Annotated in this window: 14 protein-coding genes; 8 read left to right on the forward strand and 6 right to left on the reverse strand. The window is 34.9% G+C overall.

Annotated elements, in window-relative coordinates; all coding sequences use genetic code 11:
- Positions 1-934: 934 nt before the first annotated feature.
- A complete protein-coding gene (locus ACFSC2_RS05340; RefSeq protein ID WP_379816371.1) occupies positions 935-1,819 on the forward strand; it encodes an AraC family transcriptional regulator in 885 nt (294 codons plus the stop codon).
- A 68-nt stretch (positions 1,820-1,887) separates the two neighbouring features.
- On the forward strand, positions 1,888-3,054 hold the full coding sequence (locus ACFSC2_RS05345; RefSeq protein ID WP_379816372.1) for an iron-containing alcohol dehydrogenase: 1,167 nt from the start codon (positions 1,888-1,890) through the stop codon (positions 3,052-3,054).
- A gap of 68 nt (positions 3,055-3,122) precedes the next feature.
- On the opposite strand, the gene ACFSC2_RS05350 is transcribed toward ACFSC2_RS05345, so the two are convergent.
- The 4 genes from ACFSC2_RS05350 to ACFSC2_RS05365 all read right to left on the reverse strand — a co-directional run bounded on the left by ACFSC2_RS05350 (position 3,123) and on the right by ACFSC2_RS05365 (position 6,538).
- A complete protein-coding gene (locus ACFSC2_RS05350) occupies positions 3,123-3,371 on the reverse strand; it encodes a hypothetical protein (RefSeq protein WP_379816373.1) in 249 nt (82 codons plus the stop codon).
- Positions 3,372-3,831: 460 nt separating this feature from the next.
- The gene (locus ACFSC2_RS05355; protein WP_379816374.1) at positions 3,832-5,046 is read right to left on the reverse strand and encodes an MFS transporter; all 1,215 of its coding nucleotides are present in this window, start codon (positions 5,044-5,046) and stop codon (positions 3,832-3,834) included.
- A 17-nt stretch (positions 5,047-5,063) separates the two neighbouring features.
- Positions 5,064-5,885, reverse strand: a complete 822-nt coding sequence (locus ACFSC2_RS05360; protein ID WP_379816375.1) for an SDR family NAD(P)-dependent oxidoreductase — start codon at positions 5,883-5,885, stop codon at positions 5,064-5,066.
- A 74-nt stretch (positions 5,886-5,959) separates the two neighbouring features.
- Entirely contained in the window at positions 5,960-6,538 is a 579-nt protein-coding gene (locus ACFSC2_RS05365) for a TetR/AcrR family transcriptional regulator (protein ID WP_379816376.1), read from the reverse strand.
- A 153-nt stretch (positions 6,539-6,691) separates the two neighbouring features.
- On the opposite strand from ACFSC2_RS05365, the gene ACFSC2_RS05370 reads away from it, so the two are divergent.
- The 6 genes from ACFSC2_RS05370 to ACFSC2_RS05395 all read left to right on the forward strand — a co-directional run bounded on the left by ACFSC2_RS05370 (position 6,692) and on the right by ACFSC2_RS05395 (position 10,970).
- Positions 6,692-7,270, forward strand: a complete 579-nt coding sequence (locus tag ACFSC2_RS05370; RefSeq protein WP_379816377.1) for a Crp/Fnr family transcriptional regulator — start codon at positions 6,692-6,694, stop codon at positions 7,268-7,270.
- A 93-nt stretch (positions 7,271-7,363) separates the two neighbouring features.
- Positions 7,364-7,897 carry a YceI family protein gene (locus ACFSC2_RS05375; RefSeq protein ID WP_379816378.1) on the forward strand — a complete coding sequence of 178 codons (534 nt, stop codon included), beginning with the start codon at positions 7,364-7,366 and terminating at the stop codon, positions 7,895-7,897.
- A gap of 24 nt (positions 7,898-7,921) precedes the next feature.
- Positions 7,922-8,143, forward strand: a complete 222-nt coding sequence (locus ACFSC2_RS05380) for a tautomerase family protein (protein ID WP_379816379.1) — start codon at positions 7,922-7,924, stop codon at positions 8,141-8,143.
- Between the two features lie 166 nt (positions 8,144-8,309).
- Positions 8,310-9,047 (forward strand): SDR family NAD(P)-dependent oxidoreductase, encoded by a 738-nt coding sequence (locus tag ACFSC2_RS05385; protein ID WP_379816380.1) that lies wholly within the window; start codon positions 8,310-8,312, stop codon positions 9,045-9,047.
- Positions 9,048-9,515: 468 nt separating this feature from the next.
- A complete protein-coding gene (locus ACFSC2_RS05390) occupies positions 9,516-9,893 on the forward strand; it encodes a nuclear transport factor 2 family protein (protein WP_379816381.1) in 378 nt (125 codons plus the stop codon).
- Positions 9,894-9,896: 3 nt separating this feature from the next.
- Positions 9,897-10,970: an NAD(P)H-dependent flavin oxidoreductase gene (locus tag ACFSC2_RS05395; RefSeq protein ID WP_379816382.1), complete on the forward strand. Its 1,074-nt coding sequence runs from the start codon at positions 9,897-9,899 to the stop codon at positions 10,968-10,970.
- Positions 10,971-11,165: 195 nt separating this feature from the next.
- On the opposite strand, the gene ACFSC2_RS05400 is transcribed toward ACFSC2_RS05395, so the two are convergent.
- Both ACFSC2_RS05400 and ACFSC2_RS05405 read right to left on the reverse strand, forming a co-directional pair.
- Positions 11,166-13,100 (reverse strand): glycoside hydrolase family 43 protein, encoded by a 1,935-nt coding sequence (locus tag ACFSC2_RS05400; RefSeq protein ID WP_379816383.1) that lies wholly within the window; start codon positions 13,098-13,100, stop codon positions 11,166-11,168.
- Positions 13,101-14,462, reverse strand: a complete 1,362-nt coding sequence (locus tag ACFSC2_RS05405; RefSeq protein WP_379816384.1) for a glycoside hydrolase family 27 protein — start codon at positions 14,460-14,462, stop codon at positions 13,101-13,103.
- Positions 14,463-14,512 lie beyond the last annotated feature (50 nt).

Consider the following 14,512-nt stretch of genomic DNA (forward strand, 5'->3'; position numbering starts at 1 on the left):
TATTATGCGATAAATACTCTCGGTTCTTTATTCGAATCTCTCGATTCTATTACTCTTATTTCTTTGTTCTAACATCTCTGTTAAAACGGCTGTCAATTCAATATGTCTACGAACGTAATTTCTTGTTTTCCGCTTGTTTCTCAAAGCGGGTGCAAAACTAAAACTTCTTTTTGTTTCCTGCAAGAAAAATTTAAAAAAATTTGAAACTTTTTTTTCGTCTCCTTTTTGTTAATTTCTCTTCCAGTATTTCAATGAGCGTTTTCGTTGTTGCGGGTGCAAAAATAGCACCTTTATTGAGTTACGCAAGCTTTTTTCTCAACTATTTTTATTCTTTTTTTTATTTATTTCTTAACTCACTGGAAACATATTATTTACGATTAAACATTTTTCCTTACCCTGTAGGTTTTTTCTTTGTTTCGCTGTTATTTCTATATTTTCCGCTTGTTTTCTATCTTCGTTTTTATGGAGTTTTTAGTTTTCAGCCGTGCTTTTTTAGTTTTAATATCCTTTTTATCCCCTAAAATTTCTTTTGAAAACTACTGCCCTAGCCCTGATGAGAGGGAAAATCCTTTGGGGCCGGGGTTCGGCCCCAAAGATTGGAAGGAACAGCAGGTATCAGCTCCTTATTATTATTGAAATTCCATTTTTTAAATTCCAATTCAAAATCGCCTTCGTTTGACTCTGATCAAAATTCTTTACATATATAATATGTATTAAAAACTTAACCGATTATTAAGACCTGTTGGCAGACCAAATAGTTCTACTTATATATGTATAAAAATAAAGCTGGATTTTTTGATATATTATATAAGGAAACGAGAAGTTACTTATTAGGTATATCTCGTTATTTTTAGGTAATTCTGAATGCACAGTAAATGAAATTAATCTATTCAATAATTTCAATGCTGATTAAAAATGAAATAGTTTTGCATTTATGAATTTAAATCGAATAGAAATAAAAAAGCATATTCAGAAAATGGAAGATCGAAATTTGTCTTTTCGTGTCTTTGATTTGAATAGCAGTTTTAATCCCGCATATTTACAACCTCATAAAAAAGATCATTTCTGTATTTTAGTAATTGAGGCTGGTACTATGGAAGTACATATAGAAGATCGAAAGCATTTTTTGAAAGCAGGAAAAATTTCGATTGTGTTTCCTGATCAAGTTCATTTTATTTCGAACGCTAGTTCCGATTTACATGGTAAAGTAATCTTATTTGAAGAAGTACTCTTTTGTTCTGATATTCTTAAAAATGAACTCAGCGCATATAACGTAAATCTTTCTGTTCATCTAAACTGCATTTTACTTTCTGAAAAAGAATTTAAAAACAGTCTTAAAATTACAGCAGATATTGAGAACATTTACGATGCTCCAACATTAATCAAAAAAGAACAGGCGCGTTTTTACATCAAGGTGCTTCTTCTTGGACTTATAGAATCTATTCACGGTCAGCATCCTGTTTTACACCAGGAAAAAGAAGCAGATAAAGTAATTTACTTTCGTTTCAAAAAATTATTGAATCAGCATTACAAAACACAGCGAACTGTTCAGTATTATGCAGACCAACTAGCGGTCAGTACAAAAAAACTCAACAATGTTACCAAGAAACATTGTCGCGAAACCGCTATTAATGCAATTCATAACCGAATTTTAACTGAAATAAAACGACAATTGCTTTTTTCAGATCTGTCTCATAAAGAGATTGCTTTTGATTTGGGATTTAGTTCTCCATCTGCATTAAATAAATTCGTTAAAGCAAAACTCAAAGAAACTCCAACCGAGCTACAGCAGGAATTGGCGCAAATTTATATCGCATAGTACTGTTTGTATAACAGCACCGCCTACACCTCTTTTACCTTTGTCTCATAATTAAATTAGGTATAAAAATGAGCAAATTATTTATTGCTTCAGAGGTTTTCCACGGTGCTGGTAGTCTTGAAGAGCTAAAAAACATTAAAGGGAAAAAAGCAATTATCGTTACAGGCGGCAGTTCTATGAAAAAAAGCGGTACTCTTGACAGAGCTGTAGCTTTTTTACAAGAAGCTGGTATTGAAACTAAAATATTTGATGGTGTGGAAGAAGATCCGTCATCTGCAACAAGTCTTAAAGGTGCTGAGGCAATGTTAAAATTTCAGCCTGATTGGATTGTAGGTTTAGGAGGTTGTTCTGCAATTGATGCGGCTAAAACTATGTGGATTTTTTACGAATATCCTGATACCGATTTTGATTCGCTTATTAAACCTTTCAGCGTTCCTGTTTTAAGAAACAAAGCTAAATTTATTGCTATTCCGTCTACAAGCGGAACAGGAACAGAAACAACTGGTTTAGCTGTTATTACAGATCGCGAAAAAGGAGTGAAATATCCAATCGTATCTTACGAATTAACACCAGACATCGCTATTGTTGACGGAGAAATATGCGCTTCAATGCCTGCGCACATTACAAGCAATACAGGTCTTGATGCATTAACGCACTGTGTAGAAGCATTTGTTTCTAATATTGATAACAATTATGCTGATGTGCTTTCTAAAGGAGGTTTAGAAATTGTTTTTAATAACCTGCCAGAAGCGGTTAAGAATCCAGAAAATATCGCTGCACGCCAAAACATGCACGACGCTTCTTTTATGGCTGGACTTGCTTTTAATAATGCTTGGCTGGGTATTGTGCATTCTCTTTCCCATCAAGTAGGTGCTCTTTATGGAATTCCCCACGGATGTGCAAATGCTATTTTCCTTCCAAACGTTATTCGCTACAACGAATCAGCAACAGATAAATATCCGGCATTAGCAAAAGTTATTGGAGAAGAAACTGCTGAAGGCTTAGCAACTGCTATCGAAAAACTTAGAAAAGATGTCAATAATATTGGATCTCTTAAAGAATTTGGAATTTCTAAAGAAGACTGGATCAAAAACCTTGATTATATTGCAGGCAATGCTTTAGTTGATCCTTGTACCGGTTTTAATCCTCGTGTTCCAAGCCTAGAAGATTTAAAAGCTATCTATAATGCTTGTTACGAAGGTATTGTTTATAGTGAAAGTGCAGTTTTAAACTAAGATCTTTTTACTAATTACCATAATAAAGCCTTTCATTTTCAAAGTCGAAAATGAAAGGCTTTATTTATTCAAAGTGCTATCTTATTGCTCATTATACATTCAATAAGTCCGTTATCCTCTAAATATAACTTGAGTTTATTGATTTTATCTTCACTTCCTAATACTTCAAAAATGGTATGCTCTTTTTCTATAATCAAAGGACTGGCATTATATACTTTAAATAATACAGCTGTTAAATCTTTATCCATCACGGTATTTGTACATACTTTAAATAAAGCCGCTGTTATTGAAATTTTGAAATTATAATCTTCTTTCATTTAAATTTTAGTATTGATTTTTCTTAATTTATTTACCTTGATGTCAAAAAAAAACCTTTCTCATTTTGACATTGAGAAAGGTTTGCAAATGGCAATAAAATCCTCATTCGTCATAAAAGACCAATAATGATAATTGCAATAATAATAGTTCCTAAATTTTTCATAGTTGTTTAAAACAAAAAAGCCTCCCAGATTGGGAGGCTTTCAAAATTATATCTTGATTAATTTATACAACGCTCCTTCACATAATTATCTAATGATAATAATGCTGTTAATAATTGCGCTGTTAATTAGGTTTTTCATTTAATACTTATTTGCTTGACAAATATATGCATTTCTTATGTATTGCAAAATAAATTAGAAATTTACAACCCAAAATGTTTTACTCAAAATTTTCTCTTTATCTAACTCTAGAAGTTTATATCAATTCTCATTACTACGGCCGTTTATCTAGATCTATTTATTCCTTAATTGTTTGCAAAACCAGACTTTTTACTCTGTAACTATTAAAAATCATAAACAAAACGGTTACGATTAAAAGCAATGAAAGATCTGCAGCACCAAGCAACAACTGACTTTTTACTTCGAATAAATTAGCAAATCCGTAACTGAAAATAGAACTTATCATATACATTACGCCGCCTGTAAGTCCGCTGGCAACTCCGGCATTTTTGGTAAAACGGGTTAAACAATAGCCATAGACTATATTAAAAATAAAGCCGCCTGCGATGTGAATTCCGATTATAAACCCAATTAAAGTATACAGATTACTAGTATATGAGGAAGTAAAAATCATTAGTAAAACCAAGATAATCTGAATTCCAAACGCTGTTCCTACTTTTTGAGCCAAAGGTTTTTTGATTAAAGATTTAGCGATAATTCCGCCGATCATTAATGAAAAACCAGACAATAGAGAACTATAACCCGTTGTAATTGCCGAATAACCCAAAACGCGTTCTATAATAAACGGACTTGATAAACTGTACACAATTACGATTCCGAAACAAATTCCGATAATAAGAAGACCTAATGTGAAATCAGCAGTTTGGAGCATTCCTTTATAAGTTGCTGCAATTGATTTTAATTTAAATGGCTGATAATATTTTAAAGATTCTCCGCTGTAAATCAATTCTAAAATCAGGAAAGCAAATGATAATCCGCCTAGAAAATAAAAATTAGATTTCCAGCCAAAACTACTTTGCAGATAACCTCCTAAAAATGGAGCCATAATAGGTGCCGTTGCCCAAATAATTGAAAATAAACTAATATAACTTTTTAGTTTTTCGCCCGAAAAAAGATCCACAAAATAAGCTCTTTTACCCACAACAATAAGCGCAATCGTGATTCCCTGAATAATTCTCATCGCATAAATCACATAAATATTTGGGACTAATGCAATCACAAAACTGGTCAAAGAAAATAATCCAAGCGAAACGAGACCAATTTTATATCTTCCAAAACTATCTAGAATACTTCCGATAAAAAACTGGCTTATACCAACACTGAACATAAATACTACCAGCGAAAGCTGTACAGCCGACGCAGAAACATTTAGATCATTTGCCATGGCAGGCAAAGACGGTAAATAAATATCGGTCGCAAAACCAGATAACGGAATCAAAGCCAAGGCCAGTATAGTACTAAAACCTTGGTGATTTTCTTTTAAAATTCTCATTTTTTTTTTTTTCTAAATTATGCTCCGTGTGCTTCTAGAGAAACTGTTTTCCATTCATCAAAACTTTCCAAACGTTGTTTGTACGTTTCTGTTACGGCTGCATAAGCAACTGAACCAAACAATAATCGCAATGGTGGATTTGGATTGTCTACCAATTTTAGAATTACATTGGCAGTCGCTTCTGGATTCCCAAAAATTCCTGGCGCAGAAGATGCTTCATTAAAACCAGCTTTTACAGCATCGTAAACTTCCATACTTTGGGTTTGAAAAGCCGATGCGCCCGACCAATCTGTACTATAGCCGTTTGGTTCTACCAGCGAAACATTGATTCCAAAACCTTTAACCTCTGATGCCAGCGTCTCGCTTAAACCCTCAACAGCAAATTTAGAAGCATTGTAAAGTCCGAGAACTGGAAGTGTAACCAATCCTAAAAAGCTGGACACTTGAATAATATGACCGCTTTTTTGCTCGCGCATAATCGGTAAAACCGCTTGAGATAACCAAAGCACACCAAAAAAGTTTGTTTCCATTTGGTTTCTTGCTTCTTCTTCAGTAGTTTCTTCAACTGCGCCAAACAAACCGTATCCAGCATTATTTATCAAAACATCTATTCTTCCAAAATGATCTTTGGCCGTTTTAACCGCTTCAAAAGAGGCATTTCGATCATTAACATCCAGTTTAAGAGGCAATACCAAATCGCCATATTGTTTTTTAAGATCCTGAAGTGCCTCGGTGTTTCTTCCCGTTGCTACGACTTTATCACCGCGCTTTAAAAATGATTCTGCCCAGATTCTTCCAAATCCTTTTGTGGCTCCTGTTATAAAAATTACTTTAGACATTGTTTTTATATTTAATTATTAAACTTTTATTTTAAAAAAGACCGATCGGTCTAAAATTGAGCAAAAAAAATATGTTATAACACATATCTTTTAAATTCCTCTTTGATACTATCCAAAACGATTACCATTTGTTGATTTCCAACCAATTTACCGCACAAAATCGCTCCTTCAACCATTGCAAAAATCTTGATGCTGAATGCTTCTGGATTTAAATCTACTGCTAATTCTTTGTTTTTAATTCCATCCTCAAGTATTGTAAAAAATCTCTTTTGAGAAGAAAAAGCGGCCTTTTTTACATGTTCTTTCATTACAGGATTCGTGTCATCAGCTTCTGTACCAAAATTTAAAATCGGACAGCCTTCCACCATGTTCATATCATTTTTATAAACATCCATTAAATTAAAAAACTTACTTTGAGCCGAATTTCCTTGAGAAACTGCCAAATCCAATTTGTTGGCTAGATTGGATCTTAAATACAAAAACGCTTCGACACAAATCTCTTCTTTACTTTCAAAATTACCATAGATGCCGCCTTTGGCTAGTTTTGTAGCTTCCATAATATCAGTCAAAGAAGTTCCGGCAACTCCCTTTTTATTAATAATAGGTGCTGATGCTTCGATAATAAATTGTCTGGTTCTTTCTGCTTTACTCATCACTTTCTCATTTTTGACTCTGCAAATATAAGACCGTTCGGTCTAAAATAAAAATTATTTTAACTTTTATTTAATTTCGCATTATTAATTTTGAAGAGAATACCTGCCGAATTATCTTAAATACTACTTTTACAAGATCTAAAAACTTCAAAAATGGATGCAAAAACAATCTTAAAAGAACACGTATTAAAAATTGCATCTTTAACGGATAAAGAATTTGATTATTTCTTTTCGCATTTTAAGCCAGAAACTTTTAAGAAAGGGCAAAGTATTATTACTGAAGGACAAATAGTTGAAAAAGAATATTTTGTAATTGAAGGTTGTCTAAAAGCATTTTTTGTCAACGACGAAGTCAAAATGTACATCTTGCAATTTGCTATGCCAACTTGGTGGGCGTCTGATTATGCTGCGCTTTACAACAATACGAAAGCGACCATAAATGTAGACTGTGTTTCTGATGTTGAAATTCTTTCGCTTTCTAATGCAAATCGTGAAAAACTTTGCAGTGAATTGCATCAGGCGGAACATTTTTTTAGATGGAGAACCAATCGCGGTTATGTAGCTTCTCAAAAAAGATTGCTTTCTTTTATGAATAACGACGCGAAAACAAGATACGAAGAACTATTAAAGCTCTATCCTGCACTTTATAATATGGTTCCAAAACATTTAATTGCTGCTTATCTCGGCGTTTCAAGAGAAACTTTAAGCCGATTATACAACGCTTCAAAATAGTTGTTTACGAATGTGATCTACATCACGTAACCCATCTCTGATATCGCCATTCCTTTGTACTGTAAATTAATAACAATTTAAAAGTACACTATTATGGAAACTCAAAATTTTAAAATTGAAAATGCAAAAAGCAGCGTAAACTGGATCGGTAAAAAAGTAACTGGTTCTCACAACGGAACAATTGCTATCGAAAACGGAAACTTCACTTTTACAAACGGCGATCTTACCGGCGGAAATGTAGTTATCGACACTACTTCTATCAAAATCCTTGACGTAACAGATCCTGCAACCAATCAACAATTTGCTGGACATTTGGCTTCAGATGATTTTTTCTCTACAGACAAATTCAACACAGCGTTTTTAGACATCACTTCTGTAGAAAAACAAACTGCTGACCATTATTTTGTTGAAGGAAATTTGACTATCAAAGCAATCACACACCCAATCGGATTTAATTTAGAAGCAAAAACTGTTAACAACGAACTTAAAGCTTCAGGCAAAATCATCATCGATCGTACCAAATACGATATGAAATTCCGTTCTGGAAATTTCTTTACCAATCTTGGAGACACACTAATCTACAACGAGTTTGAACTTGACGTAGCGCTTACAGCAACTCTTTCTTAATCAATAATTCAAAATCAAAAAGTCATGCCGTACGTAAAAATTGAGGTTACACGCGAAGGCGTTACCAGAGAGCAAAAACAGCAATTAATTGCCGGAATTACCCATCTTATTACCGACGTTTTAGACAAAGATCCCAGCCTCACACATGTAGTGATTCAGGAAATAGAATTAGACGACTGGGGTTTTGCGGGCGAACAAGTTTCTGTTCTCCGCGAAAAAGGAATCACAGCTCAAAAAAATAAGTAATTATTCTAACACATAGAGACATAGTTCTAAAAACTCAAAAAAAAGCGTTTCACTTGTTATAATTCACATAGCTCTGTTTTGTGCAGAAGAAAGAGATTGCTCTTAAATATTCCTTACAAGCAAAAAACTATGTTTCTATATGCTAAACCATTAATACATAAAAAAAATGAAAACAGTAATCATAACTGGTGCTTCAACCGGAATCGGAAAAGCAATTGCCCAGCTGTTCTTAGAAAAAGGACATAATTTAGTCATTAATTCGGCAAACGCAGCCAATCTTGAAAACACTTACAACGAATTAAATAATACAGAAAAAATAGCAATGGTTTCTGGCGATATAAGTCTTATTGCAACTGGAAAAAAACTCGTAGAAACTGCCATAGAACGTTTCGGAAAAGTAGACGTTTTAATCAATAATGCAGGGATTTTTGAACCAAAATCTTTCTTAGATGTCGAAGAAAAAGACTTAGATCGTTTTTTAAGCATCAACCTAAAAGGAACATTTTTTACTAGTCAATCGGCTGTAAAACAAATGCTCAAACAAGGAGAAGGAAATATCATCAATATCGGAACAGTTTTGGTTGATCACGCTATTAACGGTTTTCCCGCAACGGCTCCCATTTCAAGCAAAGGCGGTATTCATGCCTTTACCCGACAATTGGCTGCAGAATTCGGAAAAAACAATATCCGCGTCAATGCCATAGCGCCCGGAATCATCAGAAGTCCGCTTCAAGCAAAAACCGGAGTCGACAACGCCGATTCATTAGCAGGTTTACACTTACTAAATCGCATCGGAGAAACGCAAGATGTCGCCGAATTGGCACTATATCTAGCTGAAAGTAATTTTGTTACCGGAGAAATTATTAATTTAGATGGCGGACACGTTGCCGGACACAGCATTTGATAGCAAAAACATTTAATCTAATTGTCACGCTGAGCGAAGTCGAAGCCCGCAAAGTAGAGCCACAATCTAAAATCTAAAATCTAAAATAATTAGGGCGAGACACCATTAGAAAAAGGGGCATGCCAAACTTTGTCTTCATTTGCCCCTTTCCCTAATGCTGTCGGGCTGTCCGCGCTACTTCGGTAGCTTGCTCCCATCCCTCTCGCGGGCAAACGGTTTCACAAGACGTAATTCGTTCTTTCACAATCCTGTCATCCCGAGGAACGAGAAATACAAAAAAGAGAATAAACTTTGCGTTTTAGCGACTTTGCGAGATTTTATTTCATGCTCCCGATAGCTATCGGGATAAAAAAATTAATCAGATGCAACAGATAATCAATTTAAATCTGCTTTAATCTCTAAAATCTGCTTGAAACAATCAAATATGAATTTCAAATAATCTAAATCAACAATCTAAAATAAAAAATCATGGAAAATTTCAGTACAAGCGCGGCTTTAATTACTACGCTGCTTATGAACTACTTTAACGGAATTTACAATGGTGACACCGCTTTGTTAGAAAAAACATTTCATCCAAAAGCTTTAATAGTGGGAGACATCAAAGGCCTTCCTTATTTTAAAACTGTAGATCAATATCTAGAAGGCGTAAAAAATCGTAAAAGTCCGAACGAACTTGGAGAAAAATTCAAAATGGAAATAATTTCTTTAGAAATCATCAATCATACTGCTGTTGCCAAAGTTAAAGTTCCGATCTTTGAATATAACTACTACGATCAATTAAGCCTTGCTGTTGTTGACGGCAAATGGGTAATCGTAAACAAATTGCTAACACACGTAAACAAATAAGTAATGTGGAATTCAACTAAAATAACCGAATTACTAAACATTCAATATCCAATTTTACAAGGTCCAATGGGCGGTGGTTTTTCAACTCCCGCTTTATTGGCTTCTGTAAGCAACGCCGGAGGATTGGGAAGTTTTGGCGCTTATACATTAACACCAGAAGAAATTCGTCAAGCTGGAAAAGCAATAAAAGAAGTCACCAATAAACCGTACAACATCAATTTATGGGTAAATGATGTAGACAAAACTTTAATCGATTATCCGTCAGAAAAAATAGAAAAAATCAAGCAGCTTTATAAGCCTTATTTTGACGAATTAGGGATTCCGTTACCGGATTTAACTGCAGATATTCCATCAAAATTTGAAAAACAAGTTGAAGTTTTATTCGAAATAAATCCTGCCGTTTTTAGTTTTATTTTCGGAATTCCATCAAAAGAAATTCTCAAAGAAAGCAAGAAATTAGGCATCAAAACCGTTGGAGCGGCAACAACTTTAGATGAAGCGTACGCACTTGAAGAAGCGCAGGTAGACGCCATTGTAGCTGCGGGATTTGAAGCCGGTGGCCATAGACCGTCGTTTCTAAGACCTGCTCAAGATTCTTTTACAGGATTATTTTCGCTTTTGCAGCAACTTAAAGCCAAAATAAAAACACCCATTATTGCTGCTGGTGGAATTGTAGACGCAAAAGGTATTAAAGCTGCATTAACTTTAGGTGCTGATGCTGTACAATTAGGAACTGCATTTATGGTTACAGATGAATCAGGTGCGCATCCGCTTCACAAGGAAGTTTTGTTTTCTGGAGCTTTGAATCATACTACAGTTTCAAAATCCTTAACAGGAAGAATGGGCAGAATGATTAGCAATAAAATTTCTGAAGGTGTTCCTTTTGAGGCAGAAGTTTTGCCTTTCCCCTTACAAACCAAATTAATTGCTCCGCTTCGAGTTGCCGCCATAGCACAAAATAGAACTGATATGATTAGTTTTTGGTCCGGACAAAATAACGGTTCCCTAAAATATCACAGCGCTGATGAATTGATGAAATCTTTGATTAATGAAACTTCTGCTTTGCTTAATCGCTGAGTTTTTTTAACGCAAAGTTCGCTAAGATTTTTTTTTAAGATACTTTGCGTATAGTTTAAGTTCGCAAAGCTTTGCGGACTTAAACTGAGTTCAAAATACTTCAAAAAAACCTTAGCGAACTTTGCGTTAAAATCTCAATAAACTTTGCGTTAAAATCCTCAACAAACTTTGCTGTAAAAACCTCAACAAGCTCCTCTATTTCAAAGGCAATATCCCTTCAAGAGTCGGTTGTACTTCAATTATTTTTCCATTCGCATCAAACTCCAATTTATCAATGCAAACCTCTCGATGAAAACCGCCTGCTCGCCCCATTTTGATGCCTGTTGGATAAGAGAATCTGTGATATACAATATACCATTCGTCTTTTCCCGGAATCTGTAAAACCGAATTATGTCCCGTGGCATAAATTACCTGCTTCGGAATTCCCTGAATAACAATATTATTTTCAGGAATTTCTAAAGGTCCCAGCGGTGAATCTGAAATCCCGTATCTTACTTTGTAATTCGGGCTTCTCGTATCGTCTTCACTCCAAAAGAAATAATATTTCCCGTTTCTGTAAATGACATATGTTCCTTCTCTAAAGCTTTTATTTACTTCAATTATTTTAGTACTTCCCTCTTTTATTGAAACCATATCGGGATTTAATTCTGCAACGGCCATATACATATTTCCCCAATACAAATAACTTTTTCCTGTTTTTGGATCTGTAAAAACATCAGGATCAATTTCCTGACCGTCTTTTATGCCTTCTGGTTTTGAGGCAACAATCGCTTTTCCGCTGTCTTTGAAAGGTCCCGTTGGATGATCCGAAACCGCAACACCAATTTTCTGTGCAGCTGTGAAATAATAGAAGTATTGGTATTTTCCTTTGATTTTTTTCTCCACAATACAAGGCGCCCATGCATTTCTGTTTCCCCATGGCACGTCTTTTTTTAGATCCAGAATTATACCTTCGTCTTTCCAATCTACTAAATTATCAGACGAAAATGTTTTGAAATAATAGCCAGACCAATCATTAAATCCGTCGCTTGTTGGATAGATATAATATTTTTTTGTTTTGTTTGAATACAGAATTTCAGGATCTGCGTAATAACCTTCTAAAACCGGATTATTATTTATTTTTGGAAGCTGTGACGGCATTCCCCATTTTGCAGTAATTCGTTTTAATTCAGAACGCGTTATCGGTAGAATCGTTCCGTGACGCGGTTTAAAATCCATTGAAATATCATTGTCTATAACCGTAAAATTTTCTAAATCTTTGGTTTTCGTAAATTGATATTTCCCTTTTGAATACAAATCGTACATCAAAATATATTCATCGGAATTATTGCGTTTAAAAATACTCGAACCTTCTACTTTTTCTTTGGTTTGCTGCAGATAATTATCATTTTCAGTCCAATTTCCAGAAGTCAAATCAGTGGTTACGGCAGTTTTTATTCCTGCCGTTTCCGATTCTGTTTTATAAAAAAGATGATAAACTCCATCTTTCAAAATTATGTCGCCATCAATACAAGCGCCTTTTGATTTTGGAACGAAAAGCAGTTTTGGAGCACTTTCTAAAGCCGTGAAATCTGCATTCGCGTAAGCGTAATAAATTTTATCTGGCTCATTACCATGTTTCATACTAAAATAAATCATGTATTTGCCCACTTTTGCATCGTAAATAGTCTGTGGCGCCCAAACTCGTTTTAAATCTTCATTTCCCAAAAATGCTTTTTGAATATTAACCACACTGCTTTTCCAGTTTACCAAATCGGTACTTTTCAGCAAAACCATTGCACGATTGCTGTCCCAGCCTTTTGAAGAAGTCATATCGGTCAAAACCATATACAACGTCTTCCCGTCTTCACCACGCAAAATATGCGGATCACGAACGCCGCCCGTTGAACTGATTATTTTACTGTCTAAAATTGGCTTGTTATTATTCAGGCTGTAATAATGATAACCGTCTGTGCTTACAGCATAATTTACCGCTTCTTCTTCGATTTTATTTCCGACAAAATAAACGAACAAATAAGCTGTCAAATCTTTCTCTGCAAGGGCTGGCGGAGCATCTTTTACATTATTCTGAGCTTGACAAAAATTAAAAGCGGCGAATAATGAGAACAGACTAAAAAATATACTTTTCATTTATTTTTTACTTTTTAATTGATATAAAACAGAACTGTGCGGTTTTAAATCGGCACCAATTTCTTTTGAGGTTACTTTTGATTTTCCACCTGTCCACATATTTATAACTTCTGCAGAACCTACAATTCCAAGATCTGAGAGATTTACAGAGACTTTTTGCGAAGCATTGTCAGCAATATTAAATAATGCGAGATAGATACTGCCGTCTTTTGCTTTTGAAGTCACAGCAATTTTTCCGTCTTTCTGAAAAAGTTGTTTTACATCTGTGCTTTCGTTATGCATTTTCACGACTTCTTTATTCGTTAATAATGAAAGTGTAAAAGCATCATTACTAGGTAAATCACCTCCAAAAAATAATGGTGATTTGAAAATATTGAAAAACGTAATTAAAGTATATTGTTCGTCTTTTGTTAAACGCGTCATTCGATCTTTTCCGCGCTCGCCTCTGATTGAAATTCTTCCTAACGGAATCATATCACAATCCGGCCATGTTCCCGGCGCGATATACGGATACCATTTTTGGGCCACATCCATTAAATGGGTGATGTGAGGCCATGTATCCCAAACATCGTCTACCATACGCCACATATTAGCATGCGTGCTTACGTGTTGAGCTGCAGAAATCGGTGTTTCTCCCGGCGAAGTACTTAGGACAATTTTACGCCCGCATTTGTCAATGGCGTTTCGAATTAAATTGATTTCGCCTTCGTGATATGGTCTTGATAAATCATCAATTTTAATGAAATCTACGCCCCATTGTGCGTACAATTCAAAAATAGAATCGTAATATTCCTGTGCACCTGGTTTGTCTGCCAAAACAGTATAATTATCTCGTAACCACTCACATTGTAAAGCTGTTGTATAAATCTGGTCAGCTGTAATTCCGTTAGCGCCTTTAATTGGTAATTTATCTTCAACCGCTTTTTTAGGAATGCCGCGCATGATATGAATTCCGAATTTTAATCCTTTTTTATGAATATAATCGGCTAACGGTTTAAAACCCTTTCCGTCTTTCGCTGATGGAAAACGATTTACTGCTGGCAGATATCTCCCGTATTGATCTATTACATATCGCGGATCGGTTTGGTTGTAACCTCCTGCTTTATCATTTTCGACAAACCATCGAATATCAACCACTATATATTCCCAGCCAAATTTCTTAAGCTCTTTTGCCATATAATCGGCATTGGCTTTTACTTCATGTTCTTCGACTGTTGGTCCGTAACAATCCCAGCTATTCCAGCCCATTGGAGGCGTTTGCGCCCATTGTTTAAATTCTTCTTTTTGAAATGTTTTATTTTGCGAATGTGAAGCGATCGAAACCAAAATGATTCCTAATACCAATGTTATTTTATTTTTCATAGTTGATGAGTTAATAAGACATTGAGCTCTGGATGAGCGTTATATATGTA

The organism is Flavobacterium artemisiae (genome assembly GCF_042678225.1).
GTDB lineage: Bacteria > Bacteroidota > Bacteroidia > Flavobacteriales > Flavobacteriaceae > Flavobacterium > Flavobacterium artemisiae.

What these genes read in the sequence shown, in the direction of transcription:
- ACFSC2_RS05380 (WP_379816379.1), top strand. Translation starts at nt 7,922, where the DNA reads ATGCCGTACGTAAAAATTGAGGTTACACGCGAAGGCGTTACCAGAGAG.
- ACFSC2_RS05390 (WP_379816381.1), top strand. Translation starts at nt 9,516, where the DNA reads ATGGAAAATTTCAGTACAAGCGCGGCTTTAATTACTACGCTGCTTATG.
- ACFSC2_RS05340 (WP_379816371.1), top strand. Translation starts at nt 935, where the DNA reads ATGAATTTAAATCGAATAGAAATAAAAAAGCATATTCAGAAAATGGAA.
- ACFSC2_RS05370 (WP_379816377.1), top strand. Translation starts at nt 6,692, where the DNA reads ATGGATGCAAAAACAATCTTAAAAGAACACGTATTAAAAATTGCATCT.
- ACFSC2_RS05405 (WP_379816384.1), bottom strand. Translation starts at nt 14,462, where the DNA reads ATGAAAAATAAAATAACATTGGTATTAGGAATCATTTTGGTTTCGATC.
- ACFSC2_RS05350 (WP_379816373.1), bottom strand. Translation starts at nt 3,371, where the DNA reads ATGAAAGAAGATTATAATTTCAAAATTTCAATAACAGCGGCTTTATTT.
- ACFSC2_RS05385 (WP_379816380.1), top strand. Translation starts at nt 8,310, where the DNA reads ATGAAAACAGTAATCATAACTGGTGCTTCAACCGGAATCGGAAAAGCA.
- ACFSC2_RS05365 (WP_379816376.1), bottom strand. Translation starts at nt 6,538, where the DNA reads ATGAGTAAAGCAGAAAGAACCAGACAATTTATTATCGAAGCATCAGCA.
- ACFSC2_RS05345 (WP_379816372.1), top strand. Translation starts at nt 1,888, where the DNA reads ATGAGCAAATTATTTATTGCTTCAGAGGTTTTCCACGGTGCTGGTAGT.
- ACFSC2_RS05375 (WP_379816378.1), top strand. Translation starts at nt 7,364, where the DNA reads ATGGAAACTCAAAATTTTAAAATTGAAAATGCAAAAAGCAGCGTAAAC.
- ACFSC2_RS05360 (WP_379816375.1), bottom strand. Translation starts at nt 5,885, where the DNA reads ATGTCTAAAGTAATTTTTATAACAGGAGCCACAAAAGGATTTGGAAGA.
- ACFSC2_RS05400 (WP_379816383.1), bottom strand. Translation starts at nt 13,100, where the DNA reads ATGAAAAGTATATTTTTTAGTCTGTTCTCATTATTCGCCGCTTTTAAT.
- ACFSC2_RS05355 (WP_379816374.1), bottom strand. Translation starts at nt 5,046, where the DNA reads ATGAGAATTTTAAAAGAAAATCACCAAGGTTTTAGTACTATACTGGCC.
- ACFSC2_RS05395 (WP_379816382.1), top strand. Translation starts at nt 9,897, where the DNA reads ATGTGGAATTCAACTAAAATAACCGAATTACTAAACATTCAATATCCA.